We start from the raw sequence: 18,045 nt of genomic DNA, 5'->3' as shown, positions 1-18,045 counted from the left end.
CAGAGGGGAATGAATCAGGCGCTGCGCGTCATCCGGACAGATTGAGCGACAATTGCTTGATCGCGCTGCTGCGCACGTGCTGAGAGATCGGGATTTTCATCAGGCAGTTCGGCGTCGCTGAGAGTGAGATGGTGCGCAATACTTCGAGGCCGGCGATGAACACGTGGCCGCAGTCCGGGTTATTGCAGCGGTAGGTGATTTCTTTAAACATCGGCGACATGGTGCGGCTTTTTATCGCGCGCACGGGTTGTTCGCAGTGCGGACAAGGTAGGCTGATGACTCTCATGCTGGTGGTTTCCTCTCTATTGCATATAGCGCCCGGCCTCGGCCGGTGATTTTTTTAACACCTTCACGCAAGGCGAATTTGACGAGCCATTCGAATGCCTGATCATCGCTTTCAAGCCCATGCTTGACACGAATTGACATGGCGATATTTTCCTCGATCAAGCAGTCGTACTGGCGATGGTGGTGTCGTATTCTTTTTCGTAGGCAGCAAGTCCACGTAAGGTCATGACACGCAGAAACGAGGCGCGGGTGCGGTGATCTTCCTTGGCATAACGTTCGACCTTGGCTAGCTCTTCTGGGTGTAGACGCACTGTGATCGGCTTGGAAATTTGCTCAATTTCGGTGCTTGAGGTTGGGTCTATGGTGTTCATAGGATATGATTTGTATACGTTACTTAGCAATGACGTAAATATAGTGCGAAATTTCGCACTTGTAAAGAAAATGGTGAAAAATTGCGAAAAAAAATAGGGGCCCGTTTAAAAACAGAGCGCGAGCGACTTGGATATAGTCAGGCTGAGTTTGCTATCGTTGGTGATGCTTCCAAGCGTTCTCAAATTGATTGGGAGCAGGGAAAGCTGGTGCCAAATGCTGAGTATTTGGCCTTAATTTCAACTATTGGCGTTGATGTCCAATTCGTATTAACTGGAGTGGTTTCGAATACCACGATCACGCCGGATGAAAATGAGCTTCTCACTGCATACAGAGCACTGGGAATGAAAGGCCAGGCCCGTTTACTAGGCGTCGCTGAGGGTATCGCTGAAGCCAAACCACCGAAACCTGAAAATCGTAAACAAACGATAACGTTCCATGGTGACGTCGGTCAGCAGATCACCGGCGATATTACTGGGCCTCAGACAATCAATGTAGGGCGCAAAAAAAATAAGCAATAGACACTCAAAAAATAGCAAAATTTTTACAATCCACCATTTTGCAAAAACGAAATGAAAATTTTTTTAGCGCATTACTATTGTCATTGGTGCTTGGTGTCCCATCCGCTGACGCACGTCCTGTTCCTGAAGCCATTCAGAAAGTTTTACTCCCTTGGCAACCCCTTAGCATGAAACTTATTCCAGATGACGTCTTAACAATAGTCACAAAGGAGGACCGAGTGACGCAAAAAATTTATACGCAGGCTATTTTTTCTATTTGCTCAACGCTATGGGAAAAACCAAAAGCATGGAGAGGCATTAAAAGTATCAGAGTATTAAATCGCCATGCTTATCAAGGAATGGTATTTGAAGGTGGCGAAAAGGAGTGTTTGAAAATGGGACAGATAACCAGCGATCAGCTCGATATTTTTATACTTGGAATAACGCATGCTGGACGTGAGTAGCGCCTAGCACTGAATAAACACAAAGCACAAAGCGGCGTATGGCCGCCTTGTGCTATTTACTAATTTTGCTTATTCGAAATTATTGGTTTGTTTTTGCCAGTTCTTCGATGGCGAGACGCAAGGCCAATGGGACTGCAAAAGGTATTTTTGGCGCGCGATGAGGAAAGGACGCTAGACTCATCATGTATGATTAAGAGTGGTTACGGGTTAGGATTAATATGGTGGTCAAACGACCCTATGTCAACATAAAAAAATGCTTATGTCTAATTTTAATCAGCGTTTACGTGCCGAGCGCAAGAGACTTGGCTTTAATCAAGAGAAGTTTGCGGCCTTGGGCGGCGTGACCAAGGATACACAGTTGAATTATGAAAGCGGTGAGCGCCGACCGGACTCGGTGTATTTGGAAAAGCTGGCGAAGGCAGGCGTCGATATCTTGTATCTGCTCACCGGTGTCAGCCATGAGGAGTCGCTCAATGAGGATGAAAATGAATTGCTGCAAAATTTTCGCTCGCTCGATGTGCGTGGTCAAGCCGGTGTCCTCGGGATGCTGCACGGCCTGTTGACGGTATCCGAAGACTGGAAGCGGACGGTGATTAAAGGGGAAGTCGGTCAGGTGGTGCAGGGTGATCAGGATGTGCATGGACCACTGAATTTTACTGTTGGGAAAGGAACGCCCAGTAAAAAACAATGACAGCCGACATCACTCCATCCGCATCCAAATCTACATTCCATGTCGGCCAAGCAGTATTGGGTTCGTCGTATGCAAGAAACGCCCAACATAATGCGATGCATATTTATATCAACAGCGACCCTGAGAAGGCGAACTATTGTGTGAAGCTGCGGCGCGGACGCATGGGTTATTTTTGCCGCACTGGTCATGGCAGTGTGATGCGCCTGTTTTCGGCTCGCAAGTCTGGTATTGGCATCACCGTTTTACGCTGGGTTTGTAAGGCGGTGGTGGGTTTGCTTGCGGCGCTGGGAGCTGGGGTGTTATTGGTCGGGTGGATGCTGGATTAAACCACCTACCCTGAATCCCGCTTACTGACATCGGCTCCCGCCACTGCCATCTGGTGTGCAACGTGTTACCTGCCCGTTTGGACCGGTGATGCGTTTGCCACCGGCACCATCGGGGCGCATGCGTGTCACTTGGCCTTTGGCGTCGGTGATGAGGCTGCCGCCGGACCCATCGGGTCGCAGGCGTGAGACATGGCCCTGGGAATCGGTGATGAGGGTGCCACCGGAGCCGTCGGGGCGCATGCGTGTGACATGCCCTTTGGAATCGGTGCGTATGCTACCGCCTGAGCCATCGGGCCTGATGCGCGTGACTTGTCCCTTGCTGTCGGTGATGCGGGTGCCACCGGAACCATCGGGCGTCTGGCGCAGCACATTGCCCTCGATAGTGCTGCAGTGTGGTGCGCCCATGTCGTCACTGGTGCAGTGTGTTTGTGCTGGGGCGCTTGCGGCCGCGAGGCTTAACAACACGAGCAGGATAGTCCTGAAATGAGTCTTGAAATAAGGCATCGATGCTGTCCTCCTTGCGCAGGGTTAGTGCTGCTTGACGAGGCATTTTACCGATTTTTTTCGTTGCATTGCTATGCATTTAGGCACTATTCTTATCACCGCGCTGGTTCTCCAAGAGCATTTCGCGGCGTTCTCGTATCTTGGCCCATTCCAAGTTTGCGGCGCGCTGGGCGGATTGTTTGCTGGCGTAGCTGTACGTTAAGGTTTTGAGTTTGGCACCGGCACCTGCAATCGCGCGCCCTTGGTTTTTACTGATGCTGTCATGCCATTTGGCTGCCACACCGGTGATGTCCGGGTCGGGATCCGTATCAGCCTGATCGTCCCCTTCGCCCTCCGTATCGGCCGGCGCAGTGAGCGTTGCGAGTTCGAGGCGAGTAGTGAAACCGGCAGCGCTGAGCTGATGGCTGACTTTGACGGCCAGCCAAGCGGTTTGATCGATTTCGTCTTTGTAACCGTTGACGATGACGGGCGATTGCGGCATCAGGGCCGGGTTACCGAGGGCCAGTGTGAGTTCGAGGGTGGCCAAGCCGCGCTGCTGCCGCTGCCATTCGGCTTGCGCGGCTTGGCGCGCTTCGGCTGGGGTGGCGTAGGTGCTGCGCAGCCGTTTGCTGTTGCCGGGCGCGCCGGCGACGACGCTACGTCGCATCGCTTCTTGCGAGTCATACCAAAAGGCGCGCACGCCGCTGTAGTGCTCGCGTTCGGCGCTATGGTAGCGGTGGCTGTCACCGCTGTGCCGGTTCAAGCGTATCACGGCTAATTCCTTGCCCGATAAGGCGCGGCTCTGGTTAATAGGTAAGAACAGCAGGGTATGGTTTTTGACGGTGGCGACGGCATCATATTGTTTTCCAAGGCGACGCAAAAATGCGGCATCCGATTCTCTGGTTTGATCAACATGGGCGACGAGGATATCGCGCAAGCTCTCAGCGATGCCGGCTGCCAGTTCGTTTCTGAATGCGATCAGCTCGATGATGCTGCCTAAAGTGGTGGCGTGAAAGCTGTTGTCTTGGGCCAGCCGAAATTGATCGATCAGGTTGGCCGTGCGCGCGCGCAGGGTCAGTGTGTCGGGCGCGCCGCTGTGTTCGATTTCATCGACGGTGAAACTGCCTTTGTCGATCAGGCCATATGCGCCGCCTGATTGGCCTGATTGGCCAGATTCGGCCCAGCCTATCTGCAGGCGTATCGTCGCGCCACGCGGTGGCAGCGCGAGCTGGCCATCGGCATCGTCAAGCTGTAAATCGAGCTGATCGCTGTCATCGCCAGAGGCTTCGCTCAATGTCAGGCTGAGCAAACGCGGGGCGATGCGCGCGGTGAGATCTTGCTCATCGAGGGTAATCTTGAAGGCCGCTTGTGGATGGCTCATTGGCGGCTTCCGGTGAAACTGCCCAGGCCGGATTGGATGTCGCGCAGCGCTTCATCTGCCGTTTTTCTCAAGCCGTCGAGGCCGAGCATATTTTTTATGCTGCCGGGGTCGCCCAAGCTGCTGAGCAGACTGGGGACGTTGTCATCGGTACGCTTGAGTACGATGGTGAAATCAAGGCGTGCCGGGTTGCCGTTGGCGGCCAAGTGGGTTTTGTTTTCCGTCATGCTGGTGATGACAAAGGTGCCGACAATACGACCGCTACCTTGTATCAGTATCCAGGCTTTGCCGGTGTCGGCCATGAGTCGCAAGGCATCGAGCGCATACAGGCTGCCGCTCAGTTCGGGGGCCAGCCAGCCGGAGAGTGTGATGCTGTCTTCGCCCTTGCCGGTGAACTGGTAGGCGTCGCGGCGGCCGACGCGGCTGTTACCGGGGTGCTTCCAGTCGGTTTGGCGTTGTAATTCCTGGTAAGCGAGGGTGGAGAGACTGAAGACAAACATGCCTAAGGCCATCATCATGGTATTTTCTTCCTTCCTTCTTTCTTTATGGGATTAGTCATCGGCCAGGCGTGAGCGCCAGCGGGCCGCTTTTTGCCGGTCGCGTTGTTCCAGGGCTTTGGCAACGGCTTTGGCAATGGCAGCTTCGTCCATGCCGGGTGCGGGGTTGATCGTGATCGTGATGGTGTCGCCCTGGATCAGCGTGCCCTCGGCTTTTGCCGGGGCCAGCGCCGCGCGGGTATCGAAGGCCAGCGCTGGAGTGATCGTGCCTGGCAGAGCCGCGCCGAGCGTCACGTCAGCGCCAATCTGTGCCAAGCGTTTTGCGATACCGCTGACCTGGCGCAGGGGGACAGCTTCGCTGCGACTGAGACCGAGTGCCAAGCCTTGCATGGTGTCGTCGCCGAACAGTGCAAAGACGCGGCTGGGGCTGCGGATGCCGAGTTTGTCTTTAAACCAGATGATCACGCTCTCAGCTGCGCTGGTGATGCTGGTTTTGACACGGCTCAGCGCGCCGGTGATGCCCTTGACGAAACCGTTCATCAGGCCGGCACCGAATTCGGTAAAGGTGGTCGGGAGGTCGATACCGAACCCGTTGCGCACGGCGTTGCTGAGGTCGTTCCCGATGCCAGTCGTGAGGTCGCGCAGGCTTTGCTTGGCTTGTTCAAAGCGTGCCGTAATGCCGTTCCACAGGCCGTTGAAAAATCCTTTGATCGGTTCCCAGTAGGTATAGATCAACAGGGCGGACAGCGCGAAGGCTGTGATTGCTAAACCGATCGGGTTCATGAGTAAGGCGCGGCCTAGCCCAAGCAGCAAGCTCAGGAGCAGGCGCAAGGCGGTACGCAATCCGACCAGCACGGTCGAGAGCAAGCCGCCTTGCAGGCCGAGCAGACCCAGCGCGAGTTTGAGTGCCGCCATGGGAACGATCAGCGTTGCGCTCACCAGTGCCAGGCCGGCCAGGAGTACTAACAGGCTGCCGACGACCAGTGCCGTTTTCAGCAGCATAGCGGTGAGCGCGGGATGCTGCTGCGCCCAAGTTGTTACCGCGTTGATGTGCTCTCTGATGCGCTGGGTCAGGTCGCGCAGGGGACCGTCGATGGTCTCGGAAGCGGTAATGCCGAAATTTTCCCAGGCAGAGGTCAGGGTTTGTAAATCGCCTTGTAAATTGTTTGCCATGACGTGCGCGACTTTTTCTGCGGTGCCGCCCGAGGCGTCGATAATGCGGACATAGTTGCCAATGCCATCGGCACCTTGCTGGGCAATCAGTTCAGCCATGCCGGCGGCCGGTTCTTCGCCGAAGATCATTTTCAAGAAGCTCAGTCGTTTGCCGCTGCCCATTTTGTCTGTGGCGCGGGCGACATCGCGCAGCACATTGGGGATGTCGCGTACATTGCCGTGCAGGTCAACGGCGGCGACGCCGAGGTGTTTGAGCGCTTTGCTGGTAGCGGCAGTCGGCGCGGCCAGCCGCAGCAGCATGGCGCGCAAGGTAGTGCCGGCCTGGCTGCTCTTGATGCCTACATTGCCGAGCAAGCCGGCCATGGCCGCAGCTTGCTCGAGCGACATACCAGCGGCTTTGGCGACCGGGCCGATGTATTTCATGGTTTCGCCCAGCATGTCCAGATTGGTGTTGGCGGTCGTAAAGGTCATTGTCAAGACATCGCCGACGCGGCTCATCTGATCGGCCCTCAAGCCGAAGCTGGTCAAAATATCTGAGGAGAGATCAGCGCTGCGCGCCAGATCGGCACCGCCGGCCTTGGCAACAGCGAGCACGCCCGGCATCGATTGCAAAATTTGATCTGGGGTAAAGCCGGCCATAGCCAGGTAGCCTTGACCTTCGGCCGCCTCGGTGGCGGTAAAGCTGGTACCGGCACCGAGATCGCGGGCTTGTTGACGCATGGCGATGAATTCCGGTGCTGTTTTCTCACTGCGACTGAGTGCCTGAACGCGCGACATGGCGGCATCGAATTCGATTCCAGGCAACAGTATTTTGCGCATGCTCATCAACAGTCCGCCGCCGCTGGCGACGCTGCCCGCACCCGCCATGGCAAGCTTCCCGGCCGATTCTCGGGTGCTGCTGAATTGTTTGCGTAAGGTGGCGGCACGGGACTGCTGCGCAGCCAGGGCGCTGAGTTTTTTTTGCTGTGCTGTCAGTTCGGCATTGGCGGTCTGGATACTTTGCCTTAATCCGATTTGCGTTTTACTCAGTGCATTGGTACTGATGCCGGCGGCCGACAAGCGATCACGCATCCACTGTAATTGCTGGTTTTGTTTTGCGTGCTCGGCTTTGAGTCGGCTTGCCGCCGTGACCGCGGCCTTGAATTCGCGTGTCATGGCACGGCTGGGTTGGCCGCTGGCGGCGATACTACGCGCCAATTGTTGTACACGCTCTTGCGTTTCATGGAGTGCGGTGGATGATAGGCGCAGACCTTGGTGCAGTGTGCGAAATTGGTCGAGTGTGCGCTGCTGCTCATTGAGCTCTTTCAAGCGCACATGGGTCGCGTGTAAGGCAGCAGAGGTCGGCAGCGCTGCCGTGCGGATGGCTTTCAGCGGTGCCGTTACCTTATCGAGGGCGCTCAGTATGACTTGTAATCGCAGGTCGGCCATAGAAAATTCCTGTTATATTTTTTGCCGTCACGGCGCTCGCTTAAACAGCATTGTCACTACACGAACGTACCCGGGCGCGTTCACGCCAATCCATCAATTCCACCAGCGACAAGGCATGGAGTGCGGCCGGCGGCCAGTGAAAGACGACGGCGATATCGGCCATGGCATTTTCTACGCAGTCGGGGAGACCATGTTCCGATCCGCCTTCTTCGCCAAAAAATAGGCCACCTCCGCACCGAGCGCCATCAGGTCGGCCAGTTCGAGATGGTTGACTTCGTGGTTGGTCAGACTGGGCTGACTGATGCGCGGTAAAATTTTTTGCAATGCGATGACGTCGAGATTGGCAATGTCGACCAGCGAGACGCCACGTAATTCGCCGGCCTTGGGTTTGCGTAATGCGATTTCGGTAATCAGCGTGTCGCCACGTCGTATCGGTTCATCGAGCGTGACACTGATGGGCTTGTCATTACTGAGCTTGTCTGTTGGGTTCATGATCATCCTTGTTTGAATCATTGTTTAAAAAAAATATTAACAGCCATTCGTTGGTGCCGGACTTATAGTCCAATGGCTTGGCGAATACTGCGCTGACGATCTTTGCCACCGATTTGTTCCGTGCCCCCCATGAAATCGAGCTCGATCAGCACCTCGCCATCGACCGTCAATTTGTAATAGCTGCAGCTGGTGCTGTATTTATGCGCGGTGTCGGTGGCATGCTTGGCGCTGCCCATATCGATTTCTTTGTGCCGACCACGCACCACTACTTCCATAGCCGATACCTCGCCAGTGTCATCGTTTTGAAATGCGCCGGCAAAGCGCAGTTGCACGGCATGGTGGCTGTGCGCACCGTACTGTTTGAGCGCATCGATCAGCAGACCGGCGGCGGTCCATTCGAGCGTGATGGCTTCATTGCCGTAATCAACCATGACCGGGCCACTCATGCCGCTGGCGCGGTACTCTTCCATCTTGCGCGTCAACTTAGGTAGCGTCAGTTCCGGCACCTGGCCCATATATGACTGGCCATCGTTGAACAAGTTGAAGTCTTTCAGTTTGCTGGGTAAGCCCATGTTGTTCTCCTTGCGAAGTGTCAGTGCGCTCTCAGGCGTTGACGCGATTAGCGAAATCGGCCAGGTAGCGATCGGTGATGCGTTGTTGGAATACCAGATTTTCTAACGGCGGCACCGGGGTGTAGTCATAATCGATGGCCAGCTTGCCGGCTTTCAGCGCTTCTTTGCTGTTGAACTGTTCGTCGTACCAAGCGCTGCCATCGATGAGGTAGCCTTGCGCTTTCAGGTCGCGAAATTTGGCATTGATACTCTCGATCAAATCCCGCACCAGCGAGGGGTGCAAGGGCTTGTCGACGTAGCTGAAATGGGCTTCGGCGATGGTGTCGGCCAGTACCTGAGCGGTGCGAGTGTAATTTTCAAAGAAAAAGAATTCCGGTTCTTCCGCTGTACGCGAACCCCAAAAGCGGAAACCGTTTTGGTTGATCAGGGTGGTAATTTCTTTACCATTGAGATAGCCGGCATCGGTAGCCGGGTCTTGCAAATCCCAGAATACATCGCGCGCGAGACCGGTCGGCCCGTTGACCGGCATGTTCGAGAGGGTTTTATGCCAGCCGATTTCTTAATCAATTTTGGCGCGCAAGCCGAGCGCATAGGCGACCGCGGGGATGCTGGTTTCGGTGCTGGTGGCACTGTCCCAGCTGACGAAGTCGGGCCAGATCAGCATTAACTCACGTTGACCAAAATCCTTACGATAGAGCGCCGCTTCTTCTTTGGTCGCGCAGTGATGTGCGGAGGCATAGACAAAGCCACGCAGTTGCTGGGCCACGGCGACCAAGGCGTTAGTCACGGCCTTGCTGTCGAGGCCGGGCGCACCGAGTATGCGCGGTTTGATGCCGAGGCTGTTTTGTGCCGACAGCAGAGCTTTAATGCCGGTGTAGCGACCGCTGGCCGTGGCCCCACCGATGACATGGGTGGCGGTGGCGGCCACATCGGCTCCTTCTTCCACGCGTACCACGATGGTCAGCGCTTTGGTTTGCAAGCCGATGGCTTCCAGTGTGCGGCGTAAGGTGCCGGTGCTGCCGGCTTTACCGAGGGCCGCATTCACATTGGTGAGCAAAACAGGCGTATCGAGCGGGAAGAGTTCAGCATCGGCATCGTCGGCAGTCGCGACGAGGCCGATGACGGCAGTACTGATGGTACGGATAGGACGGCTGCCCTGGTTGATTTCAATGACGCGCACGCCATGGTGGTAGTCGCTGGCCATCGTGGTCTCCTGTGATGGGTAAAAAAATATAAACAGTGAAGCGTTTCGTTTCAGCCCTTGCGCCCCAATCGTTCCGGCAACTGGGTAGCCATCGCCAACACAGCCAATCCGGCCTGATTGGCATCAGCCGCATCGACCATCTCGTTGCGAAACGAGGCGATGGCCGCCGCGGTACTGCGCTGCTGATGGGCATTTTCGATCAACAGAATCGGCAGCCAGGCCACGGCGCAGCCGTACTCATCGATGTCGCTGCCGGTGCTGGGATGTTTCCCCGCCAGCTTGGTATACCAGGCGCATTGATGAATCGCGTTATCCTTGACTTGCTGGCACTGTTGGCCCAGCGGGCAGCAGGTCTTCGTTGTGATTTCCATGGTTTTCCTCAAGATTGTTGTCAGGCGGTTGGTCATCCGGTTCGCCACCAACAAGCACACGATCAGGTAAATACGACAAGCAAAGCCGGCGGCAAATCCACTGACTGCCATCCCACGCCGCTTCCAGGTCGACCGGTAAATCGCCAGGCGGTGCGAGTAAGGTGGTACGCGGTGGCAGGTGGATTTCTGGCTTGTCGCGGTTTTTTTCAAATTGGTAGGGGCCGATATAGCCGCCGTCATCGCCCCATTGGTAGCCGGTGACGTGTGTTACAGGGCGTGTTTTTTTCATGGCTAATCCTTTACGCAGATGATCATGTCGAGATAACGGGGCTGCCAGTTGGTTTGCGACGAGCCGTTGTCGGTCGATCCGCTATGGCTGTGGTCGGTGTCGGCACCGTGTAGCCAAATGTTGGTTGTCGCTGGTTTAGTCCAGCTTTGCGAGTGAATGTTGAGACGAACATAGGCACCATACTCGCCGCCTATGCGGTTTTGATGTTCAGATTCGCCACCCAAATGGCTATGACCTTGATCGTTGACGCCATGGGTATGATTGGCACTGATACCCCCAGTCGTAAAACTATGCGTATGCGCGGCAACGACATGATTGATACTGGGATCGTGCACACCACCGACGTTCCCACCACTGCCATGCACGACACGCAGCATGCGGTTATTACTGCTGTCGGAGAGATCTTGCGTCCAGCCGGTCGGGGCGACAGCTTGGGCAAATGGCATGCGCGTGCCGGCCGGGAAAACGCTGAGGTCGTTTTTTAATTGACTCAGGCTGGTCAGGTTTTCATTGTTCCACAGCGTTTTCCAGGGCGTCCAGGTGCCGCTGTCACGTTGATTTCTATAAGAAAAACCGCCGGCATAGTTGAACATCAGTTGCACCGGCCCGACGCTGCCGGCGACATCGAAGACCAGCATCATCTGCGTCGCCTCGGGGCTGATGACCCGATAATCACCAGCGGCCGTACCGCTGTCGAGTGCTGCGATATCGATGGCCACAGCATGGTGGGAGCGATAGCCGGCGTCATTTTGCAGTTGACTCAGATGTTGCAGGTTCCCATCGTGCCAGAGTGTGCGCCACGGATTCCACACGCCGCCGGCATCGCCGTTCTGCGTGCGAAATTTGAGTAAGCCTGCCGCATGCGCATACGAGGCCATGAATTGACATTGATAGGTACTGCTGTTTTGCGAACCCAAGGCATTGAGCGAGCCAAAGCTCAAAAACGGGCCGGAAAATCCTGCGCCGGCCGTATCGTAATCAAAACCATGCTCTGAAAACGCTTGGTCGATGCTGCTGCCATCTGCGGCGTGATAGCGGACTTTCTTAGCGATCAGCGGCACCTGGGTATCGCTAATGAGACGCGACCAGCCACACCATGTGCCGTCATTTTTTGAGCGGATATAGAATTGATTGGTACGCCAATCGCTGGTCATTTGCGTCGCCCACTCCGGGCTGTGCGCCAACGAGAGCAAGGCCCCATCGCTCATGCCAGCGGGTCGATTGTCACCCAACAGATAATGAAAATGGATGCCGCCATAGGTAACGGGGGCATTGGCATCGTTAGTCCGATTGTGTTGCAAATACTGGTTTTGAATAAACGCTTGGTCATTCGCGAGTTGACTGAGCCTGGTCAAATTCCCATCGTGCCAGATGTTACGCCAAGCGCCCCAGCTGCTGGCACTGTTGGCCTGACGAATAGATAAGCCGTCACCAAAACTCAATTGCGCCGGCAACCCGCCGCCGGCCGCACCCGCCGCATCGTAGCCGGCAACCGTCAGCGTATGCGCAAAACTGCCATTGGCGCGTGATGGTGGTAAGTCGACATTGCTGGCGGTTTTGAATTCAAACGTCGCTGCAAAACCCTGATAACTCTCCGGTGTCGATACCTTGTCGCGCACATCGGGAATCAGCCAGACACCGCGATACCCGAGCGTAGCCGAGACGCTGCCGCCGACCTGTAAACTGTCGCCGCCATTGTCATCGACCCCGACCGTCACCCGACCTTGAAAATGCGGACTGTGAATCGGTGCCGCATCGCTGATGGCATACTCGGCCAGGGTGGTCGGATTGCCGCCCTCGAGCACCACGCCTTGCTCGTTGACCGTCACACGGCGATAACTGCCGGGCGCGACGCCGGAGCGCTTCTGCGTCAAGGTCAAGCTGACATCCTGGCCGCCATCGAAGCGGCAACTGCCGCTGGCGTCGCCATCAATGCGGATGTTACGCGCACTGCTCAGTTGCCTGGCTTGACCGGCCGGGGTGCTGCCGCTTTCCAGCGCCTCCACATGTCGACGTAAAAAATTACTGCGCCCCGCCAGTTGCGTGGCTTGACGATTCGAGATGCCGTCCGCGCCGCCGATGACATCATCGGTGGTGGCGATTTCATAGATCGTCTCGGACCATTCGTGATTTTCTTTGATATCAGACATTGTTTTTTTCCTCACACCATGCCATGGCTGTAGCTACCGTCGTACTTGATGGTGGCGTTGTATTTGATCGGGGTACAGGTGAAATCGAGTGCCGTCAAGTGACAGCAGTTGCGCTTCACCTGGTTGATACGCAGCTTGATCAGCTCGGCTTGCTTAATACTGACCGGCCGCGTCAGGATAATTTTGAAGGTCGCCCATTTATTCGCGTCACTCCGCTCGAGCAAGTGGGCGTTCGGGTGGCCGAGTGCCAGCAAAGCCCGTTTCACCGCTGCCGGCGTGCCTTTTTGTTGGCGTATACGGCGCGCGCTGGCGATCACATCGCGCTGCATCGATTCCGGCCAGTTGCTATCCCATTCCTCGACGCCCACGGCCCAGGCTAACCAGGGCAGTAGATTGCTGGGGCAGCGCTCTGGCTGCCAGTTATCGCGTAGCCGAAACGGGATGTCGCCGAGGCGCGCGCTGCTTTGTTCCAGTGCGCGTTCCAGTGTGCTGGCATTCGGGGGCAATAAGCTGCGTGTCATGGCTTGCTCCCGGCGATCTGCAATTGCACGGCGGTGCACCAGGCAGCCTGGGTCGGGCTGCAGACAATATCGTTGACGGGACTGCGACGCACGACTTTAAAGACCCCGGGTACATGCAAAGCGCGCGAGAGCGCGGAATCGGTGATGTCGGCTTGCAGCAGTTGCTGCTCGCGCAGGTAAGCGGCAAAGCTATCCTCGGCGGCACGCAGCACAATGTTTTGATCAGGTCCTGCATAGGTATAGATGTCTGCATCCAAGGCCCACTCGACGATCTCAGCACTCTGCACGATCACTTCTTCCGACAGCGGGCGCACATCGTCTTGGTTGAGCCGTTGCCGCACCTGCTCAAGTAAGGCTAGGCTGGCAAGGCCATTGCCTTCGTGGGACAAAATACTGATCACAGTCGTGCCAGGGTGCGGGCTGGTGACTGAAGCATCTTTGACTTGGCCGGCACTCGATAAAGCATGAAACTGGTAGGCCTTATTACTGCCAGCCGTGGAATAGCTGTCATCTTTGAGTAACAGACGCCGCCGATAGCTCTCGTCGTTTTCCATTAACTGTGACAGCGGCGGCGACACGTTAGCATCAGCGGCACGGATCTGCAAACGCTGTTCCCCGTTGTAATAAGTGACGCCGAGATGATCGAGGTCAGCACCCGTGGCAAAGGCGATCAGTAAGGCGCGGCCATCTTCGTTGATACGATGCCGGAGGAGTAATTCGCGGTAGGCGGCCACTTCCAGAATTTTGTAGGCGGGGTCGGATTCCAGCGCACTGGTGTGATCAGGCGCGCGGTGCGTGAAGTCAGCCAGCATGTCGGCCAGGATGCTTTCATACGACAAGGCTTGCACAAAGTCAGGTGCCGGCAGTTTGGATAAGTCGATGCTTGAATTATTCATGACGGCGCGCCCTTTGGTCTACGCCTGCCGCGTTTGCTGTGCTGGCAGTCAGTGCGACCTCCAATTGCACCCCCTGCTGCGCGACGCTGCCTTGCAGCGTCAGGATGGCAGTTCCTTGCAAATCGTAAGCCAGTTGCAAACCGCTCAGCGTGAGGCGCGGTTCCCAGCGCAGCAGAGCATAGGCCGTGGCCGCATACAAGCGCAAACGGGTGGCACCATTGAGCGGCTGATCGATCAGCTCCGGCACCTCCGAACCATACTCGCGCCGCATGACCCGGCTACCGATCGGTGTCGTTAACATATCGGCGACCGATTGCTGTATATGCGCCAAGCCCGACAAGGCCGCACCGCTGAGCCTGCTCATGCCACTCATCATGTCGCTCATTGCGGACCTCCGGTCTGCGCGCCGCCGGCTTGGATGCCGCCGTGGCGGTGAGCGACCAAGCTGATGCCGCTGACTTCCACATCTGCGCTGACCGTCAGCCGCCCCTCAATCCGCGCGCTGTCTCCAGTGGCACCTGGTAACACCGCCATGCCGGCATTGAGCATGCTCATACCGTTGACAATCAGATTTTTTTGCACCGTCAAATTACCGGTACAGGTCGTTTCCGGCGCATCAGCGGTAACTTGGTCGGCTTTGATGAAGGCATGGCTGCCCGCTGGTAAAACAGCGCTCAAGGTATGGGATTGCCAGTCATAGGAAATGCTGGCGTCGTCCTGATAATGGCTGAGATGTTGCGCCGGATTGCTTGAAGGTGCCGCGCCACGGTCAGAGTAAATGGCCCCCACAATCACCGACTGATTAAAATCGCCTTCCGGTGACAATACAAGAACTTGCTCACCCTCTGAGGGTGCCCACCAGGTTTGCGTGTCGCCGGCCCGCTCGGTGAGCCATGGCCGCCAGTCCGTCAGATTTTTACCAACCAAGACGCGGGCCCGCTGTTGTGCATAGTCGCACTCGACGATACGCCCTAAGCGTATCAGATTGAGAAGTAAACGCAGTAATTCAGAGCGGTCGGCAGTCATGCACACCATGTTGCCGCGTCAGCGCTGGAATTGCATCCGGCACTTGGTTAGAAAGGCGTTTATCAACTCGGACGCGATGCCCGGTACCCATTTGAAGTGGGCGCTGAGCTCGCGTCAAATTTTCAAATGGTTACAGATCACGCCAGAAGAAACCTTGACCGACATTCAGCGCGCGGCGCGGTTTTTCTATTTGCAAAAGATGACTTTCGGCGGCAAAGTGGATGGCCAGAGCTTCGGCACCGCCACCACCTGCCCACCCAAGCTGAACCTGTTGCGTCTGGAAGAAGACCTGTCGGCCGCGCACTTACGCTTGAGCCGCACCTATATCGAAAACCTCGATTGGGCAGACTGCATCAAAAAATACGACCGCGCCCACACCTTGATCTATTGCGATCCACCCTACTGGGGTACCGAAGGCTATGGTGTCGAATTCGGCTTGCAGCATTACCAGCGCATGGCCGAGCTGGCCAAGACCATCCAAAGTCGCATGATCATCACGGTCAACGACATCCCGGAAATGCGCCAGATATTCGACGGATTGATCATGGAACGCGTTGACATTCATTACACCGTAGGCGGTGCCAATCGTAGCAAGGAAAAGAAAGGAGAATTGATTATTCGTAATGGGTAGCCATTACCGCAGAAACGTCAAAGGAGCCGCAAGGCTCCTTTGGATGGTAAAAGTGGTCTGTCTGATTTTATTTTTCCGATTTAAGGTTGCTGAGTAGGCCGCACGGCACTTACAGGTGCTGCCACATCGCCGCGCAGCTCCAACGAATGCTTGCCGGCGATGCAATTCGAGCACTGGTTTCGTGCTTGTTCCTTTCGGCGCATGCAGAGGCCAACGTGGGTATCCGTCTCGTAGTTACAGCCGCAAATTTCATCAATTGCTGCCACAATAGTTCCTTGTCAAATCCAACCAATTTCCTTAACAATTCCGGCTATCAGAACGCCGCCTAAAATCGCGAGAATTAAAATACCAAATGGGCGCTGGAACCACGGCAGCGCTTTTGACATTCGATTTTCCAGGACGATGATAGCGGTTTTCGCTGGCTCTATCTGCGTATTCGGCTCGGTCAACCTTGTGAGAACAAAGGCCAGGTGAACTCTTAAGGCTTTTTGTTCGGCTGTCGAAAGACTCGAATCGTATGCTTTACGAATGCTATTATCGATATCCACGATAAGCTCACTCTTGAGCACATCTTCCTGTTCAACGATTGCAAGCACCTTGGCGAGCGGCGTAATCCATCCCTGCGACTCCGCAGTTGCTTGCTCGTGCTCCGAGTTCACTGTGCTGGTGTCTAGCTTCAGGCCGCCAATTTGCTCGTTTGGCATTGCCCGAGGTCGATAGAGCATTTTAGGGAATTCGATCACGATCCTTTTTTCCTATGTGCTTACAGTTGTTGGGCGACCAGCATGCGCGCAAGTTTTTCCCGCGCACGAGCATCTTTCACAGGATCATTTTCGAGGTCATTCAAAAACCAAACTAACGCTGCGGCAAATGCGCGTCCTAACCACTCCAGAGATAAAAACAGAATAGTCGGATCTTCCGACCTGACTTGGCCACAATTGGATGAATAGTAGATTCGACGCGCATCACCTTTTTGAAAGTCATTCGATTCCGCAGCACCAGTGTGCAACACCCCGCATCGCGCACCCCAGAGATCAGCAGCGGTTGCACCGGAAAGGAATTTTGGACTTCTGTCGACCATGTACTGTTGCACCCACGCTTTAAAGCCGTCGCTGCCGACCATTTCTTTGTCACTTGCTACCCAGGCTAATTGATCTATAGCAGCAAAGAGTAAAACAAGCGTGGCTTGCTTGAATCCTTTTTCGCGAAGGCATGTAACCGCCTCTTGCTGGCGCAGACCAAAGTCCATAACAGGGTGTAGATTCGACATTCCCATTTTTCCTCTTAATCTGTAATCGCTTGCAAACGTGCAAGCGCATCGTCAACAACAAAATCGGGTGCAGTTTCAATCTTCTTTGCACCGCGTTCTTCGAGATCCATCATGCGCACTTGATTGACCAACGCCACGCCTTGCGTCTTAGTGCCAGAACCGCTCAGCGGCACAGCAAAACCAGCGTGTCGGGCAAAATCGCCACCCTGCGTGATAGGTGCGATCAGAATTACGCCCATCACATTAAATACGGAGGTTGAGAGCACCAAGGCTGGCCTGTGTTCGCCTTTCTGTTCTCGGCCTACTGCTGGCTCCAAATTAACCATCACGATGTCGCCGCGCTCAAACTTAACCCGCCTTACCATTCTTCGCGTCCAACAGGTTTGACATTGCTCCATGCAGCCATGTCGGCAGGCTCCTTGGCCGTCATATCGCATTGCGCCACCAAGTCAGCCAACGCATACGCTGGGCGCTTGGCTTTGAGCATGACGCCTTCTGGCCGCACATCGACCGACAGCTTATCGCCTAGCGATACCTTGAGCATACTGAGCAGTTCGGTCGGCAAGCGTACCGCTGCGCTGTTACCCCATTTTTGAATTGATAGTTGCATTTGCATATCTCCTTAACATATCTACATTGTAGAGCATTTATTTCTAATGTCAAGATATTTGTATAAACAATGTATCTACTAAATCACATCCGAAAACATCTCTCTCAGCCTGTCTTTATCAACAGTTAGATAGGGTAGGCAGTGTTCGATGTTGACATGCCCTAGCAATTGTCGAACAGTGTCCAAACTAGCTCCTTTATGCAATAAATTTGAGGCCATCGTACGCCTGCCAGAGTGACTGCTGCCTTTAATGCCCGCTTTATGATAAACATCAGTGATGCGCGCTTGCAAGCTATCGCATGCCAGATAATCGACTCGCTCCCAAGCAAAATTCTTGCGCCGTTTGGTGTTGAGATAAAACTTACTGCCTTTGTGCGTCAATATCAACGCCGTGGCTGGAGATAGGCAGCGGTCAACTC

At 55.3% G+C, this 18,045-nt stretch carries 27 protein-coding genes and 1 pseudogene; 5 read left to right on the top strand and 23 right to left on the bottom strand.

Features of this window, described 5'->3' with window-relative positions:
* Positions 1 to 28: 28 nt before the first annotated feature.
* The 3 genes from QN359_RS13900 to QN359_RS13890 are packed head-to-tail and all read right to left on the bottom strand — an operon-like array spanning position 29 to position 656.
* The gene (locus QN359_RS13900) at positions 29 to 286 is read right to left on the bottom strand and encodes an ogr/Delta-like zinc finger family protein (RefSeq protein ID WP_322247926.1); all 258 of its coding nucleotides are present in this window, start codon (positions 284 to 286) and stop codon (positions 29 to 31) included.
* Entirely contained in the window at positions 283 to 426 is a 144-nt protein-coding gene (locus QN359_RS13895; RefSeq protein ID WP_322247925.1) for a hypothetical protein, read from the bottom strand. Before QN359_RS13895 ends, QN359_RS13900 begins: the two co-directional genes overlap by 4 nt.
* A gap of 17 nt (positions 427 to 443) precedes the next feature.
* Positions 444 to 656 (bottom strand): hypothetical protein, encoded by a 213-nt coding sequence (locus QN359_RS13890; protein WP_322247924.1) that lies wholly within the window; start codon positions 654 to 656, stop codon positions 444 to 446.
* 81 nt (positions 657 to 737) lie between these two features.
* Here QN359_RS13890 and QN359_RS13885 point away from each other — a divergent pair, with 81 nt between their 5' ends.
* From QN359_RS13885 to QN359_RS13870, 4 genes are all read left to right on the top strand, one after another.
* Complete coding sequence (locus tag QN359_RS13885; protein ID WP_322247923.1) at positions 738 to 1,175, top strand: XRE family transcriptional regulator; 438 nt, start codon at positions 738 to 740, stop codon at positions 1,173 to 1,175.
* A 38-nt stretch (positions 1,176 to 1,213) separates the two neighbouring features.
* The gene (locus QN359_RS13880) at positions 1,214 to 1,618 is read left to right on the top strand and encodes a hypothetical protein (RefSeq protein ID WP_322247922.1); all 405 of its coding nucleotides are present in this window, start codon (positions 1,214 to 1,216) and stop codon (positions 1,616 to 1,618) included.
* 259 nt (positions 1,619 to 1,877) lie between these two features.
* Positions 1,878 to 2,309: a helix-turn-helix domain-containing protein gene (locus QN359_RS13875; protein ID WP_322247921.1), complete on the top strand. Its 432-nt coding sequence runs from the start codon at positions 1,878 to 1,880 to the stop codon at positions 2,307 to 2,309.
* Entirely contained in the window at positions 2,306 to 2,635 is a 330-nt protein-coding gene (locus tag QN359_RS13870; RefSeq protein WP_322247920.1) for a hypothetical protein, read from the top strand. Before QN359_RS13875 ends, QN359_RS13870 begins: the two co-directional genes overlap by 4 nt.
* 21 nt (positions 2,636 to 2,656) lie before the next feature.
* Here QN359_RS13870 and QN359_RS13865 read toward each other — a convergent pair whose 3' ends face one another.
* The 15 genes and pseudogenes from QN359_RS13865 to QN359_RS13795 all read right to left on the bottom strand — a co-directional run bounded on the left by QN359_RS13865 (position 2,657) and on the right by QN359_RS13795 (position 15,115).
* A complete protein-coding gene (locus QN359_RS13865) occupies positions 2,657 to 3,040 on the bottom strand; it encodes a hypothetical protein (protein ID WP_322247919.1) in 384 nt (127 codons plus the stop codon).
* Positions 3,041 to 3,218: 178 nt separating this feature from the next.
* A complete protein-coding gene (locus tag QN359_RS13860; protein ID WP_322247918.1) occupies positions 3,219 to 4,499 on the bottom strand; it encodes a contractile injection system protein, VgrG/Pvc8 family in 1,281 nt (426 codons plus the stop codon).
* Entirely contained in the window at positions 4,496 to 5,014 is a 519-nt protein-coding gene (locus QN359_RS13855; protein ID WP_322247917.1) for a phage tail protein, read from the bottom strand. Before QN359_RS13855 ends, QN359_RS13860 begins: the two co-directional genes overlap by 4 nt.
* A gap of 33 nt (positions 5,015 to 5,047) precedes the next feature.
* A complete protein-coding gene (locus tag QN359_RS13850; protein ID WP_322247916.1) occupies positions 5,048 to 7,594 on the bottom strand; it encodes a phage tail tape measure protein in 2,547 nt (848 codons plus the stop codon).
* Between the two features lie 40 nt (positions 7,595 to 7,634).
* A complete protein-coding gene (locus tag QN359_RS13845; RefSeq protein WP_322247915.1) occupies positions 7,635 to 7,757 on the bottom strand; it encodes a GpE family phage tail protein in 123 nt (40 codons plus the stop codon).
* A gap of 8 nt (positions 7,758 to 7,765) precedes the next feature.
* Positions 7,766 to 8,086, bottom strand: coding sequence for a phage tail assembly protein (locus tag QN359_RS13840; protein WP_322247914.1), 321 nt, complete (start codon positions 8,084 to 8,086; stop codon positions 7,766 to 7,768).
* A gap of 62 nt (positions 8,087 to 8,148) precedes the next feature.
* Positions 8,149 to 8,658 (bottom strand): phage major tail tube protein, encoded by a 510-nt coding sequence (locus QN359_RS13835; RefSeq protein WP_322247913.1) that lies wholly within the window; start codon positions 8,656 to 8,658, stop codon positions 8,149 to 8,151.
* A gap of 31 nt (positions 8,659 to 8,689) precedes the next feature.
* Positions 8,690 to 9,862: pseudogene (locus tag QN359_RS13830) on the bottom strand (phage tail sheath protein).
* Positions 9,863 to 9,912: 50 nt separating this feature from the next.
* Complete coding sequence (locus QN359_RS13825; RefSeq protein ID WP_322247912.1) at positions 9,913 to 10,233, bottom strand: hypothetical protein; 321 nt, start codon at positions 10,231 to 10,233, stop codon at positions 9,913 to 9,915.
* Positions 10,172 to 10,522 (bottom strand): hypothetical protein, encoded by a 351-nt coding sequence (locus tag QN359_RS13820; protein WP_322247911.1) that lies wholly within the window; start codon positions 10,520 to 10,522, stop codon positions 10,172 to 10,174. The genes QN359_RS13825 and QN359_RS13820 overlap by 62 nt, the downstream gene beginning before the upstream one ends.
* A 2-nt stretch (positions 10,523 to 10,524) precedes the next feature.
* Entirely contained in the window at positions 10,525 to 12,672 is a 2,148-nt protein-coding gene (locus tag QN359_RS13815) for a hypothetical protein (RefSeq protein WP_322247910.1), read from the bottom strand.
* An 11-nt stretch (positions 12,673 to 12,683) separates the two neighbouring features.
* Positions 12,684 to 13,193: a phage tail protein I gene (locus tag QN359_RS13810; protein WP_322247909.1), complete on the bottom strand. Its 510-nt coding sequence runs from the start codon at positions 13,191 to 13,193 to the stop codon at positions 12,684 to 12,686.
* Positions 13,190 to 14,089 carry a baseplate assembly protein gene (locus QN359_RS13805; protein WP_322247908.1) on the bottom strand — a complete coding sequence of 300 codons (900 nt, stop codon included), beginning with the start codon at positions 14,087 to 14,089 and terminating at the stop codon, positions 13,190 to 13,192. Before QN359_RS13805 ends, QN359_RS13810 begins: the two co-directional genes overlap by 4 nt.
* The gene (locus QN359_RS13800; protein WP_322247907.1) at positions 14,082 to 14,474 is read right to left on the bottom strand and encodes a GPW/gp25 family protein; all 393 of its coding nucleotides are present in this window, start codon (positions 14,472 to 14,474) and stop codon (positions 14,082 to 14,084) included. The genes QN359_RS13805 and QN359_RS13800 overlap by 8 nt, the downstream gene beginning before the upstream one ends.
* Positions 14,471 to 15,115 (bottom strand): phage baseplate assembly protein V, encoded by a 645-nt coding sequence (locus tag QN359_RS13795; RefSeq protein ID WP_323493309.1) that lies wholly within the window; start codon positions 15,113 to 15,115, stop codon positions 14,471 to 14,473. The genes QN359_RS13800 and QN359_RS13795 overlap by 4 nt, the downstream gene beginning before the upstream one ends.
* Here QN359_RS13795 and QN359_RS13790 point away from each other — a divergent pair.
* Positions 15,114 to 15,746 (top strand): DNA adenine methylase, encoded by a 633-nt coding sequence (locus QN359_RS13790; RefSeq protein ID WP_322247905.1) that lies wholly within the window; start codon positions 15,114 to 15,116, stop codon positions 15,744 to 15,746. The genes QN359_RS13795 and QN359_RS13790 overlap by 2 nt on opposite strands.
* A gap of 278 nt (positions 15,747 to 16,024) precedes the next feature.
* On the opposite strand, the gene QN359_RS13785 is transcribed toward QN359_RS13790, so the two are convergent.
* The 5 genes from QN359_RS13785 to QN359_RS13765 form a co-directional block, all read right to left on the bottom strand.
* Entirely contained in the window at positions 16,025 to 16,489 is a 465-nt protein-coding gene (locus tag QN359_RS13785) for a hypothetical protein (RefSeq protein WP_322247904.1), read from the bottom strand.
* 20 nt (positions 16,490 to 16,509) lie between these two features.
* Positions 16,510 to 17,016, bottom strand: a complete 507-nt coding sequence (locus tag QN359_RS13780) for a hypothetical protein (RefSeq protein WP_322247903.1) — start codon at positions 17,014 to 17,016, stop codon at positions 16,510 to 16,512.
* Between the two features lie 14 nt (positions 17,017 to 17,030).
* Complete coding sequence (locus tag QN359_RS13775; protein WP_322247902.1) at positions 17,031 to 17,381, bottom strand: type II toxin-antitoxin system ChpB family toxin; 351 nt, start codon at positions 17,379 to 17,381, stop codon at positions 17,031 to 17,033.
* Entirely contained in the window at positions 17,375 to 17,626 is a 252-nt protein-coding gene (locus tag QN359_RS13770) for an AbrB/MazE/SpoVT family DNA-binding domain-containing protein (protein ID WP_322247901.1), read from the bottom strand. The genes QN359_RS13775 and QN359_RS13770 overlap by 7 nt, the downstream gene beginning before the upstream one ends.
* A 78-nt stretch (positions 17,627 to 17,704) precedes the next feature.
* Positions 17,705 to 17,917: a tyrosine-type recombinase/integrase gene (locus tag QN359_RS13765; RefSeq protein WP_322251106.1), complete on the bottom strand. Its 213-nt coding sequence runs from the start codon at positions 17,915 to 17,917 to the stop codon at positions 17,705 to 17,707.
* Positions 17,918 to 18,045 lie beyond the last annotated feature (128 nt).

The sequence above is a fragment of the Undibacterium sp. 5I2 genome, from assembly GCF_035019605.1.
Taxonomy (GTDB): Bacteria; Pseudomonadota; Gammaproteobacteria; order Burkholderiales; family Burkholderiaceae_D; genus Undibacterium.
Note: the sequence above shows the minus strand (reverse complement) of the source record. Positions and strands in the feature narration are given on the sequence as shown.

Coding starts and splice junctions, on each gene's coding strand:
- QN359_RS13900 (WP_322247926.1), bottom strand. CDS start 286: ATGAGAGTCATCAGCCTACCTTGTCCGCACTGCGAACAACCCGTGCGC.
- QN359_RS13895 (WP_322247925.1), bottom strand. CDS start 426: ATGTCAATTCGTGTCAAGCATGGGCTTGAAAGCGATGATCAGGCATTC.
- QN359_RS13890 (WP_322247924.1), bottom strand. CDS start 656: ATGAACACCATAGACCCAACCTCAAGCACCGAAATTGAGCAAATTTCC.
- QN359_RS13875 (WP_322247921.1), top strand. CDS start 1,878: ATGTCTAATTTTAATCAGCGTTTACGTGCCGAGCGCAAGAGACTTGGC.
- QN359_RS13870 (WP_322247920.1), top strand. CDS start 2,306: ATGACAGCCGACATCACTCCATCCGCATCCAAATCTACATTCCATGTC.
- QN359_RS13865 (WP_322247919.1), bottom strand. CDS start 3,040: ATGGGCGCACCACACTGCAGCACTATCGAGGGCAATGTGCTGCGCCAG.
- QN359_RS13860 (WP_322247918.1), bottom strand. CDS start 4,499: ATGAGCCATCCACAAGCGGCCTTCAAGATTACCCTCGATGAGCAAGAT.
- QN359_RS13855 (WP_322247917.1), bottom strand. CDS start 5,014: ATGATGATGGCCTTAGGCATGTTTGTCTTCAGTCTCTCCACCCTCGCT.
- QN359_RS13850 (WP_322247916.1), bottom strand. CDS start 7,594: ATGGCCGACCTGCGATTACAAGTCATACTGAGCGCCCTCGATAAGGTA.
- QN359_RS13845 (WP_322247915.1), bottom strand. CDS start 7,757: ATGGCCGATATCGCCGTCGTCTTTCACTGGCCGCCGGCCGCACTCCAT.
- QN359_RS13840 (WP_322247914.1), bottom strand. CDS start 8,086: ATGAACCCAACAGACAAGCTCAGTAATGACAAGCCCATCAGTGTCACG.
- QN359_RS13835 (WP_322247913.1), bottom strand. CDS start 8,658: ATGGGCTTACCCAGCAAACTGAAAGACTTCAACTTGTTCAACGATGGC.
- QN359_RS13825 (WP_322247912.1), bottom strand. CDS start 10,233: ATGGAAATCACAACGAAGACCTGCTGCCCGCTGGGCCAACAGTGCCAG.
- QN359_RS13820 (WP_322247911.1), bottom strand. CDS start 10,522: ATGAAAAAAACACGCCCTGTAACACACGTCACCGGCTACCAATGGGGC.
- QN359_RS13815 (WP_322247910.1), bottom strand. CDS start 12,672: ATGTCTGATATCAAAGAAAATCACGAATGGTCCGAGACGATCTATGAA.
- QN359_RS13810 (WP_322247909.1), bottom strand. CDS start 13,193: ATGACACGCAGCTTATTGCCCCCGAATGCCAGCACACTGGAACGCGCA.
- QN359_RS13805 (WP_322247908.1), bottom strand. CDS start 14,089: ATGAATAATTCAAGCATCGACTTATCCAAACTGCCGGCACCTGACTTT.
- QN359_RS13800 (WP_322247907.1), bottom strand. CDS start 14,474: ATGAGCGACATGATGAGTGGCATGAGCAGGCTCAGCGGTGCGGCCTTG.
- QN359_RS13790 (WP_322247905.1), top strand. CDS start 15,114: ATGCACACCATGTTGCCGCGTCAGCGCTGGAATTGCATCCGGCACTTG.
- QN359_RS13795 (WP_323493309.1), bottom strand. CDS start 15,115: ATGACTGCCGACCGCTCTGAATTACTGCGTTTACTTCTCAATCTGATA.
- QN359_RS13780 (WP_322247903.1), bottom strand. CDS start 17,016: ATGTCGAATCTACACCCTGTTATGGACTTTGGTCTGCGCCAGCAAGAG.
- QN359_RS13775 (WP_322247902.1), bottom strand. CDS start 17,381: ATGGTAAGGCGGGTTAAGTTTGAGCGCGGCGACATCGTGATGGTTAAT.
- QN359_RS13770 (WP_322247901.1), bottom strand. CDS start 17,626: ATGCAACTATCAATTCAAAAATGGGGTAACAGCGCAGCGGTACGCTTG.